The organism is Chryseobacterium ginsengisoli, assembly GCF_039542325.1.
Classification (GTDB): Bacteria; Bacteroidota; Bacteroidia; order Flavobacteriales; family Weeksellaceae; genus Chryseobacterium; species Chryseobacterium ginsengisoli.
This window is the reverse complement of the sequence record NZ_BAABHX010000002.1, coordinates 102,797-123,274: the sequence shown is the minus strand read 5'-3', so window position 1 is coordinate 123,274 and position 20,478 is coordinate 102,797. Positions and strand designations below refer to the sequence as shown.

22 protein-coding genes are annotated in these 20,478 nt (G+C 32.3%); 17 read left to right on the top strand and 5 right to left on the bottom strand.

What is annotated here, in order from left to right; genetic code table 11:
• Positions 1-37 precede the first annotated feature (37 nt).
• Complete coding sequence (locus ABD940_RS05600) at positions 38-397, top strand: four helix bundle protein (RefSeq protein ID WP_345200871.1); 360 nt, start codon at positions 38-40, stop codon at positions 395-397.
• A 64-nt stretch (positions 398-461) separates the two neighbouring features.
• The gene (gene purF, locus ABD940_RS05595) at positions 462-1,961 is read left to right on the top strand and encodes an amidophosphoribosyltransferase (protein WP_345200870.1); all 1,500 of its coding nucleotides are present in this window, start codon (positions 462-464) and stop codon (positions 1,959-1,961) included.
• 73 nt (positions 1,962-2,034) lie between these two features.
• Here purF and ABD940_RS05590 read toward each other — a convergent pair whose 3' ends face one another.
• From ABD940_RS05590 to aroB, 3 genes are all read right to left on the bottom strand, one after another.
• Positions 2,035-2,613 carry a porin family protein gene (locus tag ABD940_RS05590; RefSeq protein ID WP_345200869.1) on the bottom strand — a complete coding sequence of 193 codons (579 nt, stop codon included), beginning with the start codon at positions 2,611-2,613 and terminating at the stop codon, positions 2,035-2,037.
• Between the two features lie 220 nt (positions 2,614-2,833).
• Positions 2,834-3,544, bottom strand: coding sequence for a porin family protein (locus ABD940_RS05585; protein WP_345200868.1), 711 nt, complete (start codon positions 3,542-3,544; stop codon positions 2,834-2,836).
• A gap of 273 nt (positions 3,545-3,817) precedes the next feature.
• Positions 3,818-4,864, bottom strand: a complete 1,047-nt coding sequence (gene aroB / locus ABD940_RS05580; RefSeq protein ID WP_345200867.1) for a 3-dehydroquinate synthase — start codon at positions 4,862-4,864, stop codon at positions 3,818-3,820.
• A gap of 102 nt (positions 4,865-4,966) precedes the next feature.
• Between aroB and ABD940_RS05575 the strand changes: the two genes are divergently transcribed.
• Positions 4,967-6,118, top strand: a complete 1,152-nt coding sequence (locus tag ABD940_RS05575; protein WP_345200866.1) for a pseudouridine synthase — start codon at positions 4,967-4,969, stop codon at positions 6,116-6,118.
• Positions 6,119-6,335: 217 nt separating this feature from the next.
• Here the strand turns inward: ABD940_RS05575 and pncA are convergent, their stop codons facing one another.
• A complete protein-coding gene (gene pncA, locus ABD940_RS05570; protein ID WP_345200865.1) occupies positions 6,336-6,941 on the bottom strand; it encodes a bifunctional nicotinamidase/pyrazinamidase in 606 nt (201 codons plus the stop codon).
• Positions 6,942-7,242: 301 nt separating this feature from the next.
• On the opposite strand from pncA, the gene ABD940_RS05565 reads away from it, so the two are divergent.
• The 6 genes from ABD940_RS05565 to ABD940_RS05540 all read left to right on the top strand — a co-directional run bounded on the left by ABD940_RS05565 (position 7,243) and on the right by ABD940_RS05540 (position 11,175).
• Positions 7,243-8,385: a DEAD/DEAH box helicase gene (locus ABD940_RS05565; RefSeq protein WP_345200864.1), complete on the top strand. Its 1,143-nt coding sequence runs from the start codon at positions 7,243-7,245 to the stop codon at positions 8,383-8,385.
• Positions 8,386-8,636: 251 nt separating this feature from the next.
• Positions 8,637-9,260: a hypothetical protein gene (locus ABD940_RS05560; protein ID WP_345200863.1), complete on the top strand. Its 624-nt coding sequence runs from the start codon at positions 8,637-8,639 to the stop codon at positions 9,258-9,260.
• A complete protein-coding gene (locus ABD940_RS05555; RefSeq protein WP_345200862.1) occupies positions 9,217-9,753 on the top strand; it encodes a YfiT family bacillithiol transferase in 537 nt (178 codons plus the stop codon). The genes ABD940_RS05560 and ABD940_RS05555 overlap by 44 nt, the downstream gene beginning before the upstream one ends.
• The gene (locus tag ABD940_RS05550; RefSeq protein WP_345200861.1) at positions 9,747-10,208 is read left to right on the top strand and encodes a DUF1569 domain-containing protein; all 462 of its coding nucleotides are present in this window, start codon (positions 9,747-9,749) and stop codon (positions 10,206-10,208) included. Before ABD940_RS05555 ends, ABD940_RS05550 begins: the two co-directional genes overlap by 7 nt.
• Positions 10,205-10,582, top strand: a complete 378-nt coding sequence (ytxJ, locus tag ABD940_RS05545) for a bacillithiol system redox-active protein YtxJ (RefSeq protein ID WP_345200860.1) — start codon at positions 10,205-10,207, stop codon at positions 10,580-10,582. Before ABD940_RS05550 ends, ytxJ begins: the two co-directional genes overlap by 4 nt.
• The gene (locus tag ABD940_RS05540) at positions 10,579-11,175 is read left to right on the top strand and encodes a Crp/Fnr family transcriptional regulator (RefSeq protein WP_345200859.1); all 597 of its coding nucleotides are present in this window, start codon (positions 10,579-10,581) and stop codon (positions 11,173-11,175) included. The genes ytxJ and ABD940_RS05540 overlap by 4 nt, the downstream gene beginning before the upstream one ends.
• 115 nt (positions 11,176-11,290) lie before the next feature.
• Here ABD940_RS05540 and ABD940_RS05535 read toward each other — a convergent pair whose 3' ends face one another.
• A complete protein-coding gene (locus ABD940_RS05535; protein ID WP_345200858.1) occupies positions 11,291-12,700 on the bottom strand; it encodes an aminotransferase-like domain-containing protein in 1,410 nt (469 codons plus the stop codon).
• Between the two features lie 95 nt (positions 12,701-12,795).
• Here ABD940_RS05535 and ABD940_RS05530 point away from each other — a divergent pair, with 95 nt between their 5' ends.
• The 8 genes from ABD940_RS05530 (at position 12,796) to ABD940_RS05495 (ending at position 20,473) form a co-directional block, all read left to right on the top strand.
• Positions 12,796-13,680 (top strand): DMT family transporter, encoded by an 885-nt coding sequence (locus tag ABD940_RS05530; protein ID WP_345200857.1) that lies wholly within the window; start codon positions 12,796-12,798, stop codon positions 13,678-13,680.
• 612 nt (positions 13,681-14,292) lie between these two features.
• Entirely contained in the window at positions 14,293-14,889 is a 597-nt protein-coding gene (locus tag ABD940_RS05525) for a Crp/Fnr family transcriptional regulator (protein WP_345200855.1), read from the top strand.
• A gap of 63 nt (positions 14,890-14,952) precedes the next feature.
• Positions 14,953-15,567 carry a Crp/Fnr family transcriptional regulator gene (locus ABD940_RS05520; protein ID WP_345200854.1) on the top strand — a complete coding sequence of 205 codons (615 nt, stop codon included), beginning with the start codon at positions 14,953-14,955 and terminating at the stop codon, positions 15,565-15,567.
• Positions 15,568-15,827: 260 nt separating this feature from the next.
• Positions 15,828-16,328, top strand: coding sequence for a CinA family protein (locus ABD940_RS05515; protein ID WP_345200852.1), 501 nt, complete (start codon positions 15,828-15,830; stop codon positions 16,326-16,328).
• Between the two features lie 24 nt (positions 16,329-16,352).
• Positions 16,353-17,090 carry an SDR family oxidoreductase gene (locus ABD940_RS05510; protein WP_345200851.1) on the top strand — a complete coding sequence of 246 codons (738 nt, stop codon included), beginning with the start codon at positions 16,353-16,355 and terminating at the stop codon, positions 17,088-17,090.
• A gap of 137 nt (positions 17,091-17,227) precedes the next feature.
• The gene (locus ABD940_RS05505; RefSeq protein ID WP_345200849.1) at positions 17,228-17,902 is read left to right on the top strand and encodes a response regulator transcription factor; all 675 of its coding nucleotides are present in this window, start codon (positions 17,228-17,230) and stop codon (positions 17,900-17,902) included.
• 112 nt (positions 17,903-18,014) lie between these two features.
• Positions 18,015-19,301 carry a sensor histidine kinase gene (locus ABD940_RS05500; protein WP_345200847.1) on the top strand — a complete coding sequence of 429 codons (1,287 nt, stop codon included), beginning with the start codon at positions 18,015-18,017 and terminating at the stop codon, positions 19,299-19,301.
• A gap of 137 nt (positions 19,302-19,438) precedes the next feature.
• The gene (locus ABD940_RS05495) at positions 19,439-20,473 is read left to right on the top strand and encodes a sulfite exporter TauE/SafE family protein (RefSeq protein WP_345200845.1); all 1,035 of its coding nucleotides are present in this window, start codon (positions 19,439-19,441) and stop codon (positions 20,471-20,473) included.
• The last annotated feature ends 5 nt before the right edge of the window (positions 20,474-20,478 follow it).

Here is a 20,478-nt window from a genome sequence, read left to right as displayed (position 1 = left end):
ATTTTTAGAAGTTAGAAGTTAGATATTAGAGGTTAGTATGAAATCACATCGAATAGAAGATCTTAAAGTTTGGAGTAAATCGATGGCTTTAGTAAAACAAGTTTATTTAGTTACTGCAGAATTGCCAAGTGAAGAAAAATTTGGTTTACTGTCTCAAATTAGAAGATGTGCTGTTTCAATACCTTCAAATATTGCAGAAGGAGCAGGAAGAAATAATAAGAATGAATTTTATCAATTTCTTGGAATTGCGTTTGGCTCAACTTATGAACTACAAACTCAACTACAATTATTAATAGATTTAGATTTTATTTCCGAAACTAAAATAATTCCTTTAAAAGAACTTTTGGCTGAGATACAGAAAATGATTTATTCATTAAAGACAAGTTTAAAATTATAATTGAAGTTAACTTAGACTAATTTCTAACATCTAATATCTAACTTCTAATTTAGAAAAAATAGAAATGAAAAGTTTAGACATTCATAAAAGTGAATATTTAAAACAATTTGAAACTCAAACCTACGGAAGAAATCTTTTCAGAACGCAGGAAGAAGAAAGACTGGATGCTCCCAATGAGGAATGCGGTATCTTCGGAATGTATTCTGATAATGATTTGGATACGTTTTCTCTTTCGCAGTTCGGGCTTTTTGCGTTACAGCACAGAGGTCAGGAAGCTTGTGGTATTTCTGTTTTAAAGGACGGAAAAATCACCAATATGAAAGATGAAGGGCTGGTTTTAGATGTTTATAAAGAGATCCAGGATCCTGAAACTTTTATGGGAAATTCTGCAATCGGACATACACGTTATACGACTGCAGGAGATAAAAAGAAGTATAATTTTCAGCCATTTTTCGCAAAAAACGAATATGACCAGATTATCCTTTCAATTGCGCATAACGGTAATCTTACCAATGCAAAAGAATTAAAAGCTGAATTGGAAGCTGAAGGCGTTGTTTTCAGAGCAACTTCCGATTCTGAGGTTATTTTAAGATTAATCCAAAAAAATCTTGATCTTGGACTTCGTGGAGCTATTAAAGCGACTATGGAGAAAATTGAGGGAGCATATTCTGTTGTCGGAATGACAAGAAATAAATTCTTTGCATTCAGAGATTTCAACGGAATCAGACCTTTAGTTTTGGGAGCAATCAACGAAAATTCTTACGTTGTAGCTTCAGAATCTGTAGCTTTAGATGCTGTTGGAGCACAATATGTTCGTGATATTTTACCGGGAGAAATCATTTATACGAATGAAAATGAGCCTGGAAAACTTCACTCAATTATGGTAGATGAATCGAAAGCGAAGCAAAGAATTTGTTCTTTCGAGTACATTTATTTTGCAAGACCAGATTCATCTTTAGAAAATATCAACGTTTACGAAATCAGAGAAAAATCTGGGGAGAAAATCTGGGAACAGGCTCCTGTAGAAGCTGATATTGTAATCGGGGTTCCTGATTCGGGAGTTCCGGCTGCCATTGGTTTTTCTAAAGCTTCAGGAATACCTTTCCGTCCGGTTTTGATTAAAAACAGATACATCGGAAGAAGTTTTATCGTACCGACTCAGGAAATGAGAGAAAGGGTAGTAAACCTTAAGCTGAACCCTATCATTTCTGAAATCAAAGACAAAAGAGTAGTGATCATTGATGATTCAATCGTTCGTGGAACTACTTCTAAAAGACTGGTTAAGATTCTAAAAGATGCAGGCGTGAAGGAAATTCACTTCAGAAGTGTTTCTCCGCCGATTATTGCACCTTGTTATTTAGGAATTGATACTCCTTCAAAAGATGATTTGATTTCTGCAAATATGACAACAGAAGAGCTTAGAGATTATTTGGGAGTTGATTCTTTAGAATTTTTAAGCACAGAAAACTTAAAAGTAATTTTAGGTTCTGCAAATCACTGCTTCGGATGTTTTACAGAAGAATATCCTGTAGAAAAAGGTGAAGAAGTGGAATTATTTAATTAAAATTTTAGTTTAAATAAAAACAAAAAGGTCAGGCTTAATAACAAGTCTGACCTTTTTTCTTAGAATAATTTGCTTAGAATTTATAAGCTATACCAATCTGGAAAACACCATTTCTGATTGCATCTCCTGGATTATCTTCTGCAATATCGGTAAGTCCGGCAACATATCTTGCCGTAATTCCGAATTTCTGCTCAATATAATATCCTGCACCAAGACCCAAACCAAGATCAAAACCTTTAAAAGCTTTGTCTACATCTACAGAACCTCCATCGCCTTTTACTTTCTGGCTAATTGCAAAGCTGAACTGAGGACCTGCTTCAAGATATAATTCCGGAAGAACATTGTATTGAACCATTACAGGAAGAGAAATATAATCCAAGTTCAATTTTAAAGATGAATAAGTTTTATCTTTAGCACCCATTCCGTTATACAAAACCTCAGGTTGTACGCTAAAAGAGCTTGCTACAGGAATGTTGGCAAAAAAACCTCCATAGAAGCCTGCCTTTGCTTTTGAATCGTCATCATTAATAGAAGATACATTTAATCCAGCTTTGATTCCGAATTTTACAGGCTGGGCTGAAGATTTTTCTTTTTCCTGAGCAAAAGTCAGTGAACTGATAGCAATTGCTAATCCTAAAAATAATTTTTTCATAGTTATAAATTTTTAATTAATAATTAATAAAATTTCAACTCTAATAAGCAAATTTCTTGCCAAAATTTATTAATTAACTTAAATATTGATAAAAATCAGGTTTAAATAAAATGTAATTCATAAATACAAAGTTCTATAATGCAAGAAAGATCAAACTTAATGGTAAGTCTGATCTTTCTTTATTGAAATCAAAATTGTTTTTTCCTAAATTCCTGGATTATTAAAACTTGAAGTATACACCTCCTTGGAATGTATTATTTCTGTTTTTATTTCCATCATTTTGAAGAGAAGTATTACCGTTTGTATTACTGTCTTTCTTGTTAATATCTGTAAATCCGGCAACATATCTTGCACTAATACCAAAGTTTGGAGTAATATCATATCCTAAACCAAGACCAACACCCATATTAAATCCTGAAAAATAATCTTTAACGTCACCAGATTCTGATGTTGTAGTAGTTGTAGATCCATTTACAGTAGTTGTACTTGCATCTTTAGTTTTTGCACTTACCAAAAATCCAAATTCAGGACCTGCTTCCACATAAAATGCAGGAGTAGCTCTAAATTGAAGCATTAAAGGAACAGTAACATAATCTAAATTCAATGTTGCAGAACTTTTTGAAGTGAAATTATTTCCTAGAACTGTACCGCTGTAGCTACTAGTTACTTTTGATCCCATTTGAGAATACATTACTTCCGGCTGAACACTGAACATTTCTGATAAAGGAATGTTTGCAAAAACACCTCCGGCAAATCCTACTTTAGCTTTAGCGTCTTCATATCCATCTTTTGAAATTGATGATACATTTATTCCAGCTTTAATACCAAATTGCACTGGTTTTTCAGATGACATATTCGAGCTTGAAGTCGTTGTTTGAGCGAATGCTAATGAACTTGCTGTTACTGCTATTCCTAAGATTAACTTTTTCATAACTTTAATTTTTTAATTTTTACTATTTCTTATTTTAAATTTTACTACTTGTCATTTTTTCATTTGACGGAGAGTATCTTTCAAATTGCTTGCCAAAAAACCAATTATGATAAAATTCAACAAAAAACCACCTATAAAAATAAGTGGTTCTTAATTTTAATAGATTGATTTACAATTTATTAAAAATTAAATTAAACGTTTATTTAAAAATATTCTAAATTGACATTTTTGTTAAAAATTGAAAAGTTATTTCATCGTTTAATGAAAATTATCTTATGCATCGTTTAGTTTTCTATAAAAATCCAAAGATTCTGAGATATTTTTTTGACTGCATTGATGATCAAAATTACAAGAACCAATTCCCGTTAATAAAGAGAAATTGATTTTGCTATCAACATTCTTTTTATCATTTAATAAAAGATCAAAAATATCTTCATCCTTAAAATCGCTTATATCTAAATAAGGATAGTATTTCTGAATATTTTCAATAATTAATTTTGAATCGTCTTCAGAAATTAGACCTTCCAGATAAGCCAAATATGTTTCAGAAATCATTCCCATCACAACAGCTTCACCATGAAGAATAGGATTTCCCTGATTTAAACATAAGCTTTCGATCGCATGACCGATTGTATGCCCGAAATTCAAGTTTTTTCTGATATTCTTTTCGTGAAAATCCTGTTCAACGACATTTTGTTTAATATCCATTGAAGTCTGAATATGAGGAATTACTGCTTCAATATCCAATTTATTGATCTGCGTAAGGTTTTCCCAATGTGATTTGTCAGCAATTAATCCATGTTTCAGCATTTCTGCAAAACCACTTCTTAATTCTTTAAAAGGTAATGTTTCTAAGAATTTAGGATACACAAAAATCTGTTCAGGAAAAGTGAAAGTTCCTACCATATTTTTATAGTGCATCAAATCGATTCCTGTTTTTCCGCCAATCGAAGCGTCACACATCGATAAAAGAGTAGTGGGAATATTAATAAACTGAATTCCTCTTTTATAAGTAGAAGCTACAAAACCACCCATATCTGTAATTACTCCGCCTCCAAGGTTGATTACTAATGCTTTTCTATCCGCCTGCATTTCTGTAAGGATTTCCCAAAGCTGATTTGCAGTTTGAATATTTTTCATTTCTTCACCGGCTTCAATCTCCAAGATCTCAAAACCAAGATCTGTTTCCATATTTCCTAAAAGAGTAGGAAGACAATATTCGTGCGTATTTTCATCAACTAAAATAAAAATTTTGCTGAAAGATTTTTCGTGTAAAAAGCTGTTTAACTGCGAGAAATTATCGTCTACTATTGTTATCATTTTCGGTTTTCCTGTAATGTTAGAATTAAACTATATTGCAAAGTTATGATTCTTAATTTTTAACTCGTTACTAAATTAACTATCTTTGCACAAATATTTAGCATGAGCAGAGACAATAATTCAGGAAGACCAAAGAAACCAAGAAGTTCAACAAGAAATAATTCTGATGATTCTCGTGCTTCAAGATCAGGAAATTCTTCTGGTTCAAAACCTTTCAAAAAACCATTTCCAAAAGCTGGAGAGAGAAATTCTGATTCCAGAAAGAGCAGTGGTACAAGTTACCAAGACAGAATGGATAAGAAGTTTGGAAAAACTGAACAAGAGCCTTTTATTACCAGTGCTGGTGAAGAAAAAAAATCTTTCAGTAAACCAGCTCCAAAAAGAGGAGGAAGCAGACCTAATAGCTTTGATACCAGAGATAAGTATGAAAGAGGAAGCTTAAAATACGGAAGAAGACCGGGAAGTACAGATGATAGAAATCAGGATGGCGCAAAATCTTTCGTACAAAAAAGAAGACTGAATAAAATAGAAAAAGATATTCATAAAGATACTATCCGTCTTAATAAATACATCGCTAATTCAGGAATCTGCAGCAGAAGAGAAGCCGATGAATTAATCACTCAAGGTTTAGTAGAAGTAAACGGAAAAGTGGTTAATGAAATGGGTTATCAGGTTCAGAAAACAGACAAAGTAGTTTTCGACGGACAGAATATCACTCCTGAAAAGCCAGTTTATGTTCTTTTAAATAAACCAAAAGGTTATATTTCTACAACGAAAGATGATAAAGCAAGAAAAACAGTAATGGATTTGGTAGCAAATGCTTCTCCTTACCGCGTTTTCCCTGTCGGAAGACTGGATCGTTCTACAACGGGAGTTATTCTTTTAACGAATGACGGACATATGACGAAAAAGTTGACACATCCATCTTTTGATGCCAAGAAAATCTACCATGTAACTTTAGATAAAAAACTAAGTCATGAAGACATGAAACTGATCGTTGAAGGAATTCGTCTGGATGAAGGTGTAGCAATTGTTGATCAAATTTCATATATTGAAGGAAAACCTAAAAATGAAATCGGAATCGAAATCCACATCGGATGGAACCGTGTTATCAGAAGAATCTTCCAAAGATTAGGATATGAAGTGGAAGCTCTTGACAGAGTAATGTTTGCCGGATTAACGAAGAAGAATATCAAAAGAGGACACTGGAGAATTCTTACAGAACTTGAAGTAAATAATCTTAAAATGCTTTAATTTTAAAGTAGATTTTAAGTTAAAAAATAAAAAGACGTTGAAAATTTATTCAACGTCTTTTTATTTTCAAAGTCTGTCATTCTGACGAAGGAAGAATCTGTTATTTATTGTTAAAGAGATTCTTCATTTCACTTTGTTCCATTCAGAATAACAAATAGAATGTTAAATTTTAATACGAATTATATTATTGGAACTTTTGTTTTTTGTGTTTAGAAAGTTATCCCAAAACAGTCACTCCTTTCTGAATCATATCATAAATAGCATCTCTTCCGTTATCAGGTTTTACATTAACAGCACGGGTTCCGTTAAAGTGAAGACAAGTAACATAGCCACTCGCAACAGCGTCTGTACAAGTAAATTTCACACAATAATCCATTGCTAAACCTACAATTTCCAATAATTGAATGTCATGATACTTCAAGAAATCATCCAATCCTGTTTTCATAAAATGATTGTTGTCCTGAAAACCGCTGTATGCATCAATTTCAGTATTTTTTCCTTTCTGAATAATGTGAGTGACTTTATCTCTGTTTAGATCCTTATGAAATTCTGCCCCGAAAGTTCCCTGAACACAGTGATCCGGCCACATAAATTGCGGAACACCATTCAGAATAATACTTTCACCAACATTTCTGCCATTATTGCTGGCAAAACTTTTATGATTTGCAGGATGCCAATCCTGAGTTAAAACAATTTGATCATACTCATTTTCTTCCATTAGAGCATTGATGTAAGGAATCACTTCATTTGCTCCCGGAACTGCCAATGCACCGCCTTCACAAAAATCATTCTGTACATCTACGATTATTAACGCTTTTTTCATATTTAAAATTCTCGAATTATTGATAAAATTACGAAAACTACTATTCAAAAAATTGCCCAATCTTAAAATATCGGACAAATCGGCATTTAGTTTAATAATTTTTTAATGGATTTAAAGTGTTGGTAACTGCAAAGGCGTAAAAAATTTCAGCAATTTTTTTACCTACTCAATTTATCGCAAATAGAATCCTTACGCCTAAAAACCTCATTTCAAATATAATTCTTGCACCTTTGCGATTACCAACAAATTAGTATATAAACCAAATTTCAATAGCTTATCTTTGCATAAAATAAGTTTTTTTATGTCATTTGAATCGTTAGGATTATCACACAATATTATTCGTTCTGTCAACAAATTAGGCTATCTGAAGCCGTTTCCAATTCAGGAACAGGCTGTTCCCGTTATTTTGCAGGGAAAAGATCTTATGGGAATTGCACAGACTGGTTCAGGGAAAACTGCATGTTTTGTGATGCCTATTTTGGAAAAACTGCAAAATGCTGAGGTTAAAAAAGACCGTAATGTTCAGGTTTTAATATTGGTTCCTACGAGAGAATTAGCGATTCAGATTGATGAGGTTTTTAGAGCCTTTACGGAAAATCTGAAACGTGAAGTTCGTACAATGGCTGTTTATGGCGGTGTTTCTATCAATCCGCAGATGAAAGGAATGTTTGGCGTGGAAGTTCTTATTGCAACTCCAGGTCGTTTATTGGACTTGATTGATCATAATGCATTGAGTATTTCAGGAATCCAACATTTGGTGATTGATGAAGCTGATAAAATGTTTCAACTAGGTTTTGGAGAAGAAATGAATAAACTTATCGCCATGATGCCTGTTGCAAAACAGACGACTTTATTTTCAGCAACTTTAAATGACAAAGTTTCTGAAATGAAGGAACGTTTATCCATCAATCCGGTGATGATTGAAATTAAGAAAGAAGAAGTTGAAATTGATAATATCGAGCAATTGGCTTATCACGTTTCTCCGGAAAATAAAGGTCCTTTCTTACGCTATTTGATTAAAGAAAAGAAAGTTGAGAAAGCTTTGATTTTTGTTTCTTCTACAAGATCTGCGGATAATTTAGTCGAAAAACTTAAAAAAAATAAAATAAAAGCGGTTGCCATTCACAGTCAGAAATCGCAGGGAGCGCGTAGAAATAATTTGGAGGAATTTAAAGTAAACGGCGCTCAGATTTTGGTCGCAACAGACTTAATCGGACGTGGAATCCACATAGAATCTTTGCCTTGTGTTATCAATTACGAATTGCCTCGTTCGCCTTTAGACTACATTCATCGTATCGGTAGAACGGGTCGTGCAGGCGAAAAAGGAACCGCGATCAGCATTTTGACGGATGATGAATTGCAGCATTTTCGAGTGATTCAAAAGAAAATGGGCAAGAAAGTGACTTTACAAAGAACGGAGGATATTAATTTACACGGATATTAATCGATTAATTATAAAAACAAAAGCTTCAATTTTAATAGAATTGAGGCTTTTTTATTTTGATCTTTTATGAATGTTGAAAAAATACTGGAAATCAACATATTAAATGATAAAATTAATCTGATGAAAATAAAGACCGTAGATTCATCATTATTAAAAAATTTCCTATTTAAATTCTTTATTTTTTTGATAAATTTACAAAAACTAATACTCAAGAAACTGTTCAAAATAATGATTGGACAAATCGGCATTTTATGAAAGAATTCACTATCGTTCGCGGATTATTTGATACAAGAAAGAGATCATTGATCATAGACGAAAATTTTATAAAATTTGAAAATAAAGATCAAAGAAATGATCTTTTTACGATCATCAATAAAGAAGATATTGCAGGAATTCGTTATGGCATTCATTTTATTGACGGATATAAATTCATTATCGGAAGAGAATATCAGATTTTTATCCGAGACAAATCAAACAAAGAGCTTAAAATATTTTTTAAACTTTTCTACAAAAGAAAATTAGACGAAAAACATCAATTATATTGCGATATTATTGATGAATTGTGGGATAGGTTTCTTGGCGATATTGCATATAATTATTATTTGAAGTTCAAAAACAACGAAAAATTCAGCATTTCCGGAATTGAAATTGTAGAGAATAAAATTAGATTTGATAAAAAAGAAATTCTTTTTGAAGATCTGGAATTAAAACAATATCACCATCATTTTATGATTTTCTCACGAGAAGATAATTATAAAAATAAAATGCTATACTATTTAAAAGATAAAGACGCTGTCATTTTGTTCAGCGTATTAAAAACTATAATTAAAGATGAGCAACTTAGAACAAAAGAGATTTCCGATAGGTCAGTTTGATCAACCTGAAAATATCTGTGATATCAAACTTGATGAATATATAAAAGTTATTAAAGATTTCCCGGGAAGACTGAAAAATCTTATTGAAAATTTCAACGACAGCCAGCTTGATACACAATACAGAGAAGGCGGCTGGACAGTGAGACAGGTCGTGAATCATCTTGCAGACAGCCATATCAACAGTTTTATGCGTCTTAAATTGGCTCTTACAGAAGAAAATCCTACCATAAGACCTTATGATGAAGCAAAATGGGCAGAACTTCAAGACAGCTTGAATATATCAATAAAGCCCGCGATGAGAATGATAAAAGGCACTCATCAACGATGGACCGAATTGCTGAAAAGTATGACCAACAAGCAGTTTGAAAGAACTTTTCATCATCCCGAGCAAAATAAAAATTATGATCTCAGAAGTTATCTTGCGCTTTATGCATGGCATTGTAATCATCATTTTGCTCATATAGAAAATCTGAAGAAAGAAAAAGGTTGGTAAAGAAAAGTCTCCATAATCCAATTTATTTTGAGGAAATTATAAAAAGAATTTCCGGTTTAACAGAAAATTCTCCAAAAAAATGGGGAAAAATGGACGTATGCCAAATGATGAGGCATTGCAGCTATGTGCTTCAGGTTCCTCAGAAAAAAATCAAACTTCCGGCTATTAATATTTTCTTTAGGCTTATAGGAATTCTTACAAAAAAAGAAATGCAGTTCTTTAATAACGGAATTCCCCGAAATATGCCGACTTTTCAAAAACTTATCATTAATTTTGAATGTGATTTTGATGAAGAAAAACAAAACCTCCTGAAAACACTCGACAGATATTGTATGAGTTTTAATAATAAAAATTTACCCGACCGTCATGTACTTTTCGGAAGAATGAAAGAAAAAGATTGGGGATTTTTGGAGTATAAACATCTTGATCATCATTTAAAACAATTTAATGTATGAGTTTTTTTGATAAAATATTTGGCGGAAAAGGGGAGCCTTCAGAACAAAAATCGTTTTGGAAAAATATAGAATCCGAAGAAGATCTGAAGAAAGCCATTGAAAATTCTTTTCACCATAAAATAGCAATATTCAAACATTCAACGAGTTGCTTTATCAGCAAAACGGTTTTGAGGAATTTTGAAAAAGAATTAGAAAATTTAGATCAAAAAACAGAATTATATTATCTCGATTTGTTGGCGCACAGACCCATTTCGAATAAAATCGCAAATGATCTGGATGTAACGCATCAAAGTCCGCAATTGATCGTAATAGAGAACGGGAAAGCCATCAACAGCGCTTCGCACCAAGATATATCGGTAGACCAAATTGTATGAAAAATATAAATAATTATTTAGCAAAAGTTTTGAATGTTCCTTTGGAAAAGGTAAACATGTGCAGTCTGCATTATGAGGTAAAGAAGGTTCAGAAGAACCAGTTTCTTTTACAATATGGTGAAGTCTGCAGGTATATTTATTTTGTTGAAAAAGGGCTTTTAAAGATGTATTCCATCGATAAAAACGGTAAGGAACATATTATTCAGTTTGCTCCCGAAAGTTGGTTGACATCAGACAGAAGCAGTCTTTATTTTAATGAAAAATCTGTTTATTATATTGAAGCTGTGGAAGATTCTGAAGTGCTTTTGCTGCACCCTGATTTTATCAATAAACTGATCGGAGAATTTCCTGACAGCTTAGAAAAAAGCGATATTCTATTACAAAAGCATATTAAAAGTCTTCAGGATAGAATCAATTCTTTATTAGGCGAAACTGCAGAAGAAAGATATATGAAATTCATCAAAATGTATCCGGATCTGTTGTTGAGAGTTCCACAATGGATGATTGCATCTTATTTGGGAATTACACCTGAAAGTTTGAGTCGAGTAAGAAAAGAACTGGCTAGGAAAAATTTCGTTCCGGATAGTAAATAATCAGGTTTTATAATAAAAAATCAACACCATCTTTGTCATTCCGTAGGAATTTAGATTATTTATGTTTAAAATTCTTCGCAGAGATTCCTACGGAATGACAAACTCAATTGATATTTTAAATTCTCTTTGCTAAAGTTCCCACCTGTTTTAATTTCAACTGTGTCTCTTCAGACCAAGGCAAACCGATGCAGAGCCTCATACAGTTTTCAAATTGATTCTGAAGCGTAAACATTCTTCCGGGAGCAATGCTTATATTTTCTTTGATCGCAAGATCGTATAATTCTGTTGTCTTAATTTTTTTGTCAAATTCTACCCAAAGCGATAATCCGCCTTGTGGACGACTGGTTTTAGTGCCTTCAGGGAAAGATTCGGCGATAGTCTGAACAAAATTCTGGTAGTTATTCTGCAAAGATTTTCTCATCTGCTGAAGGTGTTTTTCGTAACCGTTTTTCATAAAATTGGCAACTGCTTCATTCACAATAGAAATAGATGAAGTGGAATGAAGAAGTTTTAGCTTTAAAATTTTATCCTTGTATTTTCCGGGAGCGATCCATCCGACACGATAACCTGGAGCCAACGTTTTGGAAATCGAACTGCAATACAGAACATTTCCTTCTTTGTCAAAAGATTTACAACATTTCGGACGGATAGAACCAAAATAAAGATCTCCGTAAACATCGTCTTCAATTAGAGGAATATTATTTTCAGACAAAAGTTTTACGACTTCTTTTTTATTTTCATCCGACATCAAACTTCCCAAAGGAGCATTGTAATTTGGGATCAAAAGACACAGGTCGATCTTTGGAATTACTTTTTTTAAAGCATCAATCTCAATTCCTGTAGTTGGATGGGTCGGAAGTTCCAAAACTTTTAAGCCTAAACCGTTTGCCAACTGTAAAATTCCCGGATAACACGGACTTTCAATGGCGATAGTATCTCCGGGTTTTCCCAAAGCCATTAAACAAAATGATAAGGCATTCATTCCGCCGTTTGTAGTGACAAGATCATTCTCGTGGAAATTTCCACCCCATTGCAAAGATCTCATGGCAATCATTCTCCGCAATTTTAGATTTCCCTGAATTTCTTCATATTCTGTTCCTCCTTCTTTCAAGGTTCGGGTGGCATTAATGATTTCTTTTTTTAATTTCGCTTGTGGCAGAAGATCTCCCGATGGAATTCCGATGGAAAAAATCGTTATATCTTTTTTGCCAATATTTTCGTACACTTTATTGATTAATTCATCAGGCTCATCATTATTGGCAATTAACGAAGGCTTACTCACCTCCGGAAGTGGCAATTTTACAGAAAGAATATTACTTACAAAATACCCCGATTGTGGTTTGGAATCTACCAGAGATTGTGATTCCAACTCAAGAAAAACACGTTTTGCAGTGTTCATACTGATTTGATGATCTTTGCATAATTTCCTTACGGAAGGAAGCTTATCGCCTGATTTCAGAATTCCGTTCCTGATTTGTGCTGCAATTCCGTTGGCAATTTCTGTATATAAATATTCTTTATTCATTTTTAAAACTGTGCTCATGCAAATATACAAAACTGAGACTGTGTTTATTTATTTAACCTTAATAATTTTGAATCAATAAATAAAACTTCAAAAAAATGGCTACACATACAATTTCAAAAGATCAGGTTTTACAAGGTTGGATCAACGGTTTCATCGGAGTTTTACTTTTCAGTGGAGGAATGCCTGCGACAAAATTGGCAGTAATGGAGATGAGTCCACTTTTTGTAACCATTGCAAGAGCAGGAATTGCAGGAGTATTGGCTCTTTCTGTTTTATTAATTTACAAGGAAAAACGTCCTACAAAAGACCAATTATTTCCTTTGATCTTGGTTTCATTAGGTTGTGTGATAGGATTTCCTTTGCTTTCTGCAATGGCTTTACAATATCTTACTTCGGCACATTCTATTGTGTTTTTGGGAATGTTACCATTAATGACTGCTTTATTTGGAGTATTTCGTGGAGATGAAAAGCCGCATCCGATATTTTGGGCTTTCTCAATCATTGGAAGCTTACTGGTAGTTGGTTATGCTTTTTCGCAAGGCATTTCTGTTTCTCCGATTGGCGATATTTTAATGTTATTAGCTGTAATTCTTTGCGGGATGGGGTATGCAGAAGGAGCAAAACTATCAAAAACTTTAGGAGGATGGCAAGTTATTTCATGGGCTTTGGTTTTGGCTTTGCCTTTAATGTTGCCTTTGTTTTTTATTTATTTTCCAAAAAATGTTGAAACCATGAGTTTTCAGGGATGGTTTGGATTAGGGTATATTTCTCTTTTCAGTATGTTCATTGGTTTTATATTCTGGTATAAAGGTTTGGCGCAGGGAGGAATTACTACAGTCGGACAGCTACAGCTTTTACAGCCTTTTTTCGGATTGGCTTTGGCTGCGTATTTTCTTCATGAGCGGGTAAGTATGGGAATGTTGGGCGTGACCATCGGTGTAATTCTTTGTGTAGCAGGAACTAAAAAATTTGCAAAGTAATTTTCATAAAAATAAACTTATGATTAAGGTCATAATAATTTAACATAATATTTGGTTAGATTTGGTTATCACACCACTAAAATATAATATTATGAAATTTGTCTTATCACTAATCGTTCTAGGGTTTATTGTCCTGAGTTGTAAGAAAATAGAAACCAATCCGGCTTCGATCTCAGACTCAACCATAGTTTCGGACAGTATAACAACTAAAACAATGCCTTCTGATACGGCTTCAGTGATAGATAGTACCTTTGGAAGGCGTATTACTACAAGCGATAGCATCAAATCAACAAAGTAAATTTACAAGTCATAGATTTATCAAACCCGTTTTAGTAAAAAGCGGGTTTAGTTTCATTTATAAGTATAGTTAAGTTTATTAAAGATTGATAAATATTTTTTGCTTCTGCTTTGAAATAAAATTAATAAAATCTAAATTCAAAAGATAAATGATTAAATAAAATACTGTAATAATATTTAATTATTGAAATTTATTTAAATATAATATTATTTTAGTTAAAATATAAAATAATAGGTTCAGTTTTTGCATTTATATAATTATCGAAAAATTTTATTCTACTAAGAATGCTAAGTAAATATTAAAAAACAGCTAACATGGTTATTAAAGAAGAAATTCTGCATTCGGTAGGAGCAAGTATAAAAAATTACCGAACCTCTGAAACAATTTTCAATGAAGGAGATCTTCCCAATTATTATTATCAGATTATAACCGGTGAAGTAAAGCTGAATAACTACAATGATGAAGGTAAAGAAACCATTCAGACCCTTTTGGAGGACGGACAAAGTATTGGAGAATCTCTACTTTTTATAGATAAACTATATCCTATGAACGCAATTGCGATAACCAATTGTAAGATTCTTAAACTGCCTAAACATATTTTTCTGGATCTTCTGAAACTCTATCCGGAAATTTGCCTGAATATGAATAGAATACTTTCGCAAAGGCTTTATTTTAAAATAATTATGGCTCAGAATTTAGGTACACAAAGCCCTACTGCAAAACTAATGGTGTTAATGGATTATTTAAAAAGCTCTCAAAAAGAACAGTCTCCATATTCATTTACAATTCCTTTAACAAGGCAGCAAATGGCAAGTCTTACAGGTTTATGTGTAGAAACTGCAATAAGAACCATTAAGGTTATGGAAAAAGATAAAATCGTAAGAATTAAAGATCGTAAAATTTTGTATTGATTTTTTTTTCAAGACTAAATTTATGGTCTTTTTTTTGTATAGAAATTATCAAAAAATTTAGACATGAAAACTATAAGCTGCATGAATATCGATCCTGAACTTTTATACTCGTTCGGAGGAGAAGATAAATATTATGTTCCTAAAGAAATTATTTACCGAGAGGGTGATCATGCGCTTTATTATTACCAAATTGTAAAAGGAAAGGTAAAACAAAACAGTTATAATGAAGAAGGTAAAGAATTTATTCAAAATATTTTGGGGCAAAATCAAAGTTTTGGAGAGCCAATGATTTTTTTGGAAAAATTCTATGTGATGAATTCAATTGCTTTGTCTGAAGTGGAAATTATACGCCTTCCCAAAGACAATTTTATAGAGCTTTTGGAAAAAAATCCAAAGCTTTCTTTGGAACTTAATACGTGCCTTTCTCAAAGACTTTATTTTAAAGCCATTATGCTGCAAAGTATGTCTTCCCAAAATCCTTTCTTAAGGTTAAGAGGATTACTGGATTATCTGAAAAGTTACCATGATCAAGATTGTGAACAATGTTTCCACGTAGAGTTTACCAGACAGCAACTTGCCAATCTTACAGGATTGCGTGTAGAAACGGTGATCAGAACTTTAAAGAAAATGGAGAAAGAAGGCAGTCTTAAAATCGAAAAACGAAAAATTTTATATTAGTTCAATCAACATTGATTATAGTCATAAAAAAGGGGAGTTATTCGATTGTAAATTTGAGTAAATAAATTATTCATATTTCTTTGAATCTGCTGTTTGAGGTGTAATAAAAGTATTTGGCTTTTAAAATTATCACCAAAAATATTAATATAAAAACAAACAGTTCCGAATAACAGAACACAGAATTTGGAATTTTAAATTAGAAAAAATGCAGAATTAAAAATTTTCATTAAAACCTTCACACCACTTAAAATATTAAAATTATGGAATTTCAAAAAAACCTTTTAGAGTACATCAGTCAGTCTCTGATGACAACTGATGAGACAATTTCTGTTGTAGAAAGCGTTACTTCAGGCTGTTTACAATTAGCTTTTTCACAAATGCCGAATGCTTCGCTCTTTTATAAAGGAGGAATGACGGCTTATACTTTACCCGAAAAAGTAAGATTATTAAACATTGATAAACACGAAGCCGAAGACTGCGACTGCGTTTCAGAGAATATCGCCGAAACAATGGCTCTCAATGTAGCAAAATTATTCGAATCCGACTGGTCGATCGCTACAACGGGTTATTGCACGCCTATTCGAAACTCATCCTATAAAATTTTTGCATTTTTCTCTTTTGCTTACAAAGGTGAAATTGTTTTGACCAAAAAACTGGAACTCCATCCTAAAACTCAAGCTCTGAATGCTCAGTTATATTATACTGAATTTATTTTGGGGTGTTTTAAAAGTGAAATTAATCAATTATTGATCTTAAAGTAATTTTTTTTAATGGGGACTTTAAAATTGGAAAATAAATCTGTTCTCATTACCGGAGCAGACAGCGGAATTGGTAAGGCAGTCGCTTTACTTTTTGCAAAAGAAGGAGCGGATATTGCCATTATTTATCATTCAAACAAAGAAGATGCGGAAAAAACACAATCGGAAATTGAAAAAATCGGAAGAAAATCAATCATTTTTCAAGGTGATATCAATGATTATGACTTTTGTGAAAAAACTGTTCAGCAAGTCGTTTCACAATTCGGAGGAATTGATATTCTGATCAATAATGCCGGAGTTCAGTTTCCCTGCGAAAAAATTGAAGACTTAAAAGAAGAAAATATCAGAAAAACTTTCGATTCGAATATTGTAGGAATGATTTTGTTAACGAAAATCGTTTTTCCATATTTAAAAGAAGGCAATTCTGTGATTACTACAACTTCAGCCGTTGCTTATCAAGGGCATAAAGAGCTTTTGGATTATTCTGCAACGAAAGGTGCAATAGTTTCCTTTACTCGTTCTCTAGCTTTACAGGCGAAACCGAAAGGAATACGCATCAATGCAGTTGCTCCGGGACCTGTAGCAACACCTTTAACCGAAAAAACTTTTGGCGAACAGGAAGAAGATGAAAATAAATCACCTTTGGAAAGAAATGCTTCGCCCGAAGAAATAGCAGCAAGTTTCCTGTTTCTTGCAAGTGAAGATTCAGCGCAGATTACAGGACAGGTTTTGCATCCGAACGGAGGTTTGATTGTGAACGGATAATCATCAAAAAATACAGATAAAACACCTTAATTCCCTCAACTCGTTATAGAACTGACTAAACCCATACGCTTTTGTATGGGTTATTTTGATTATATTTAATTCAGAATTTCTTCAAAATTGAATGATAATTTAGCAAAATGAAAATCCTGATCATAGAAGACGAAACAGAACTTGCGAGAAGTATTGCCGAATATTTTTCGGAGGAAAATTATTTGTGTGAATTTGCCTCTACTTTTGTCGAAGCGATGAATAAAGTAGAAACATTTCAATACGACTGTATTGTCTTAGACATAATGCTTCCCGACGGAAACGGTCTTAAAATCTTAGAAGAATTAAAAAAACAGAATAAAGAAGACGGAGTTATTATTGTTTCCGCCAAAAATGCTTTGGACGATAAAATCTACGGGCTGCAAATGGGAGCCGATGATTATCTTACAAAACCCTTTCATCTGTCTGAATTAATGGCAAGGATTTATTCTATTATTCGACGAAAACAGTTTAATAATTCAAACACAATTAAGCAAAATGAACTGGAAATCGATCTTTTGGCAAAAACCGTTTCTATTGACAATCAACCCATTATTTTAACCAAAAAAGAATTTGATCTTTTAATTTATTTCATCGGAAACAAAAATAAAGTGATCTCAAAAAGTACTTTGGCAGAACATCTTTCAGGAGATTTTGCTGATATGCTTGATAATCATGATTTTGTATATGCACATGTGAAGAATTTAAAGAAAAAGCTTTATGATGCAGGTTGTGAACATTATTTGAAAACGGTGTATGGAACGGGGTATAAGTGGAATGTTTAATTGTTAATGATAAAACAACATCAATAACTATGCAACTGAAATCATAAAATTGCTGACAACCATTATTAAGTCTGTCAAATTAAATATTAATAATTAATACTTAACAATTAATTTGAAACCTCTTTTAAATAAAACCACAAAACCATTTCTTATCTATGTCCTGATTATTCTGGTCATCAGTATTCCTGTTTATTATTGGGTTGTTGACAGTATTTGGAAAGGCGAGCTTGACGAACATAATAAGACAATTGCGGAAAAAACGGCTAATCAATTTAATAATTTGAAGCTTTCCGACGAAGAATTGGCAAAAAATATCAAACTTTGGAATCACATTCAGCCGGAAACCAATATAGAAGAAGTTCCTGCAGATCCATTGAAAAAAGATATTTATACAACGGTTGAAAAACCAAAAAAAACGTCAACAGGCTCTGAAATTGAACGTTACAGATGTTTGAAAACTGTAGTGTATATTAATGACAAATCTTTTCTTTTTACCATTCAGACCAATATTGAGGAGTCTCAGTCTACCATTGCTGTAATTGCAGTTACAACAGTTTTTTTCTTTATAATAATTGTTTTGGGGCTATTAATTCTAAACAGAAGACTTTCTTCTACAATCTGGGAACCTTTTAGAAATACGCTTGAAAAATTAAAAAACTTCAACTTAAATCATCAAAATAATATTGAGTTTGAAAAAACAGACACGGCAGAATTTGAAGAACTTCATCAATCTTTAAATAAGCTTATAGAAAAGAATATTTCTGTATTTAAGACTCAAAAAGAATTCACGGAAAATGCCTCACACGAGCTACAAACACCTTTGGCAATTATCAAACACAAACTGGATCTTTTACTGCAAAACGAAGATCTTACGGAAAAACAATATGAGATTGTAGAAGATATCAATAAAGCTTTAACAAGAAGTTCGAGAATTAATAAAAATCTTCTGTTGCTTGCGAAAATTGATAACAGTCAGTTTGATAATTCAGAAAAAATTCAATTTGATGTTTTAGTAAGACAAAGTATGGAGCTGTTGGAAGAGCATTTTCAGCAAAAGAATATTTCTGTAAAGTCTTATATTCTTCCTGAAATTTATGTCAGCGGAAATTCCGGTTTAATAGAAGTTTTAATTAATAATTTGCTTGTAAATGCGATTCGTCATACCCAAAAAGAAGGCTCAATTTCTATAAAATTAACAGAGAAATCTTTTGAAATTGCAAATTCAGGAACTGAGGAACTAGATAAAAATCTATTATTTAAAAGGTTTTCAAGAAATTCTGCTGACAATAACGGAAGCGGTCTTGGCTTAGCGATTATTAAAGAAATCTGCAAATTTCAAAATTGGTCAGTTAATTATGCATTCGAAAATAATCATCATATTTTTACCGTTAATTTTTAAGTTTCTATAAATAAATACTAAATATATTAATTCAAAATTTCTTCTAAATTGAGTTGCAACTTTGCCTCAATAATTTTAAAAGAGCTTGTAAGGAAAAAATTTTCAAACAAACTTTTAAGAGCACAAAAGGAGAATTTATGATTTTCAATATCATTTTACTTTTTATCGGGACGATTGCGGCTTTCTGGATCAGCGCCATTTGCGGCGGTGGTGCAAGTTTGATTTTAATCCCCATTTTAAATTTGTTAATTCCCACTTCAGTCGTTCCGTTTTCTTTAACTATCGGAACTTTTACGAGTTCGGCTTCAAGAATTGCTGTCTTCAAAAAACATATCAGATGGAAAATTTTCTTTTGGTTTGTTCCGTTTTCAATTCCTGCAGTTTTGTTGGGAGCCTGGTTGATTAAATATGTAAATCCAAATTATCTGCAATTAATTGTAGCTTTTTTCTTAATTCTAAATCTTCCGGAATTATTTAAATCAAAAAATAATGAGACGGAAAATCAAAAACTATATCCTAACTTTCTATTAATAATCATCGGATTTTGTGCAGGTTTTGTTTCAGGAATTACAGGAGCGATCGGATTATTATTCAATCGTTTTTATTTAAAATTTGGCTTAAAAAAAGAAGAAATTGTAGCAACAAGAGCAGCCAACGAAATTTTCTTACATTTAATAAAATTAATTATCTATATTTCAATCGGATTGTATTCGCAAACAGCTCTATGGCTTGGATTGACAATCGCTGTAGCAACAATCGTTTCATCTTACACTGTAAAATATATTCTTCCTTATCTGAGTGAATTTTTGTTTAAAAAGATAGGATATGGAGCAATGGTAGTTTCAGGAATTATACTTTTGGTTGGAACTTCACAAAAAGTAATTCAACAGGATAAAATTTCTTTTTCTGCAACCCATGAAAACAGCGAATCTGTATCAAAAATATCTTGGAGAAATACAGATCTCATTATTGAGTTTGCATTTGATGATGGTTTTGAAGTCGAAAGAAAAATCCATCCGAATGAATTGCCCGATCATTTGAAGGAAAAATACGAAACTTTAAAAGATCAATACGATAAAATTCATTTGGAAAAGGTTTTTACCATCAATAAAAAACCGATTTACGAATTTTACTGTTATAAAAACGGAGTATTGACAAAATTTGAAATATGATTTTT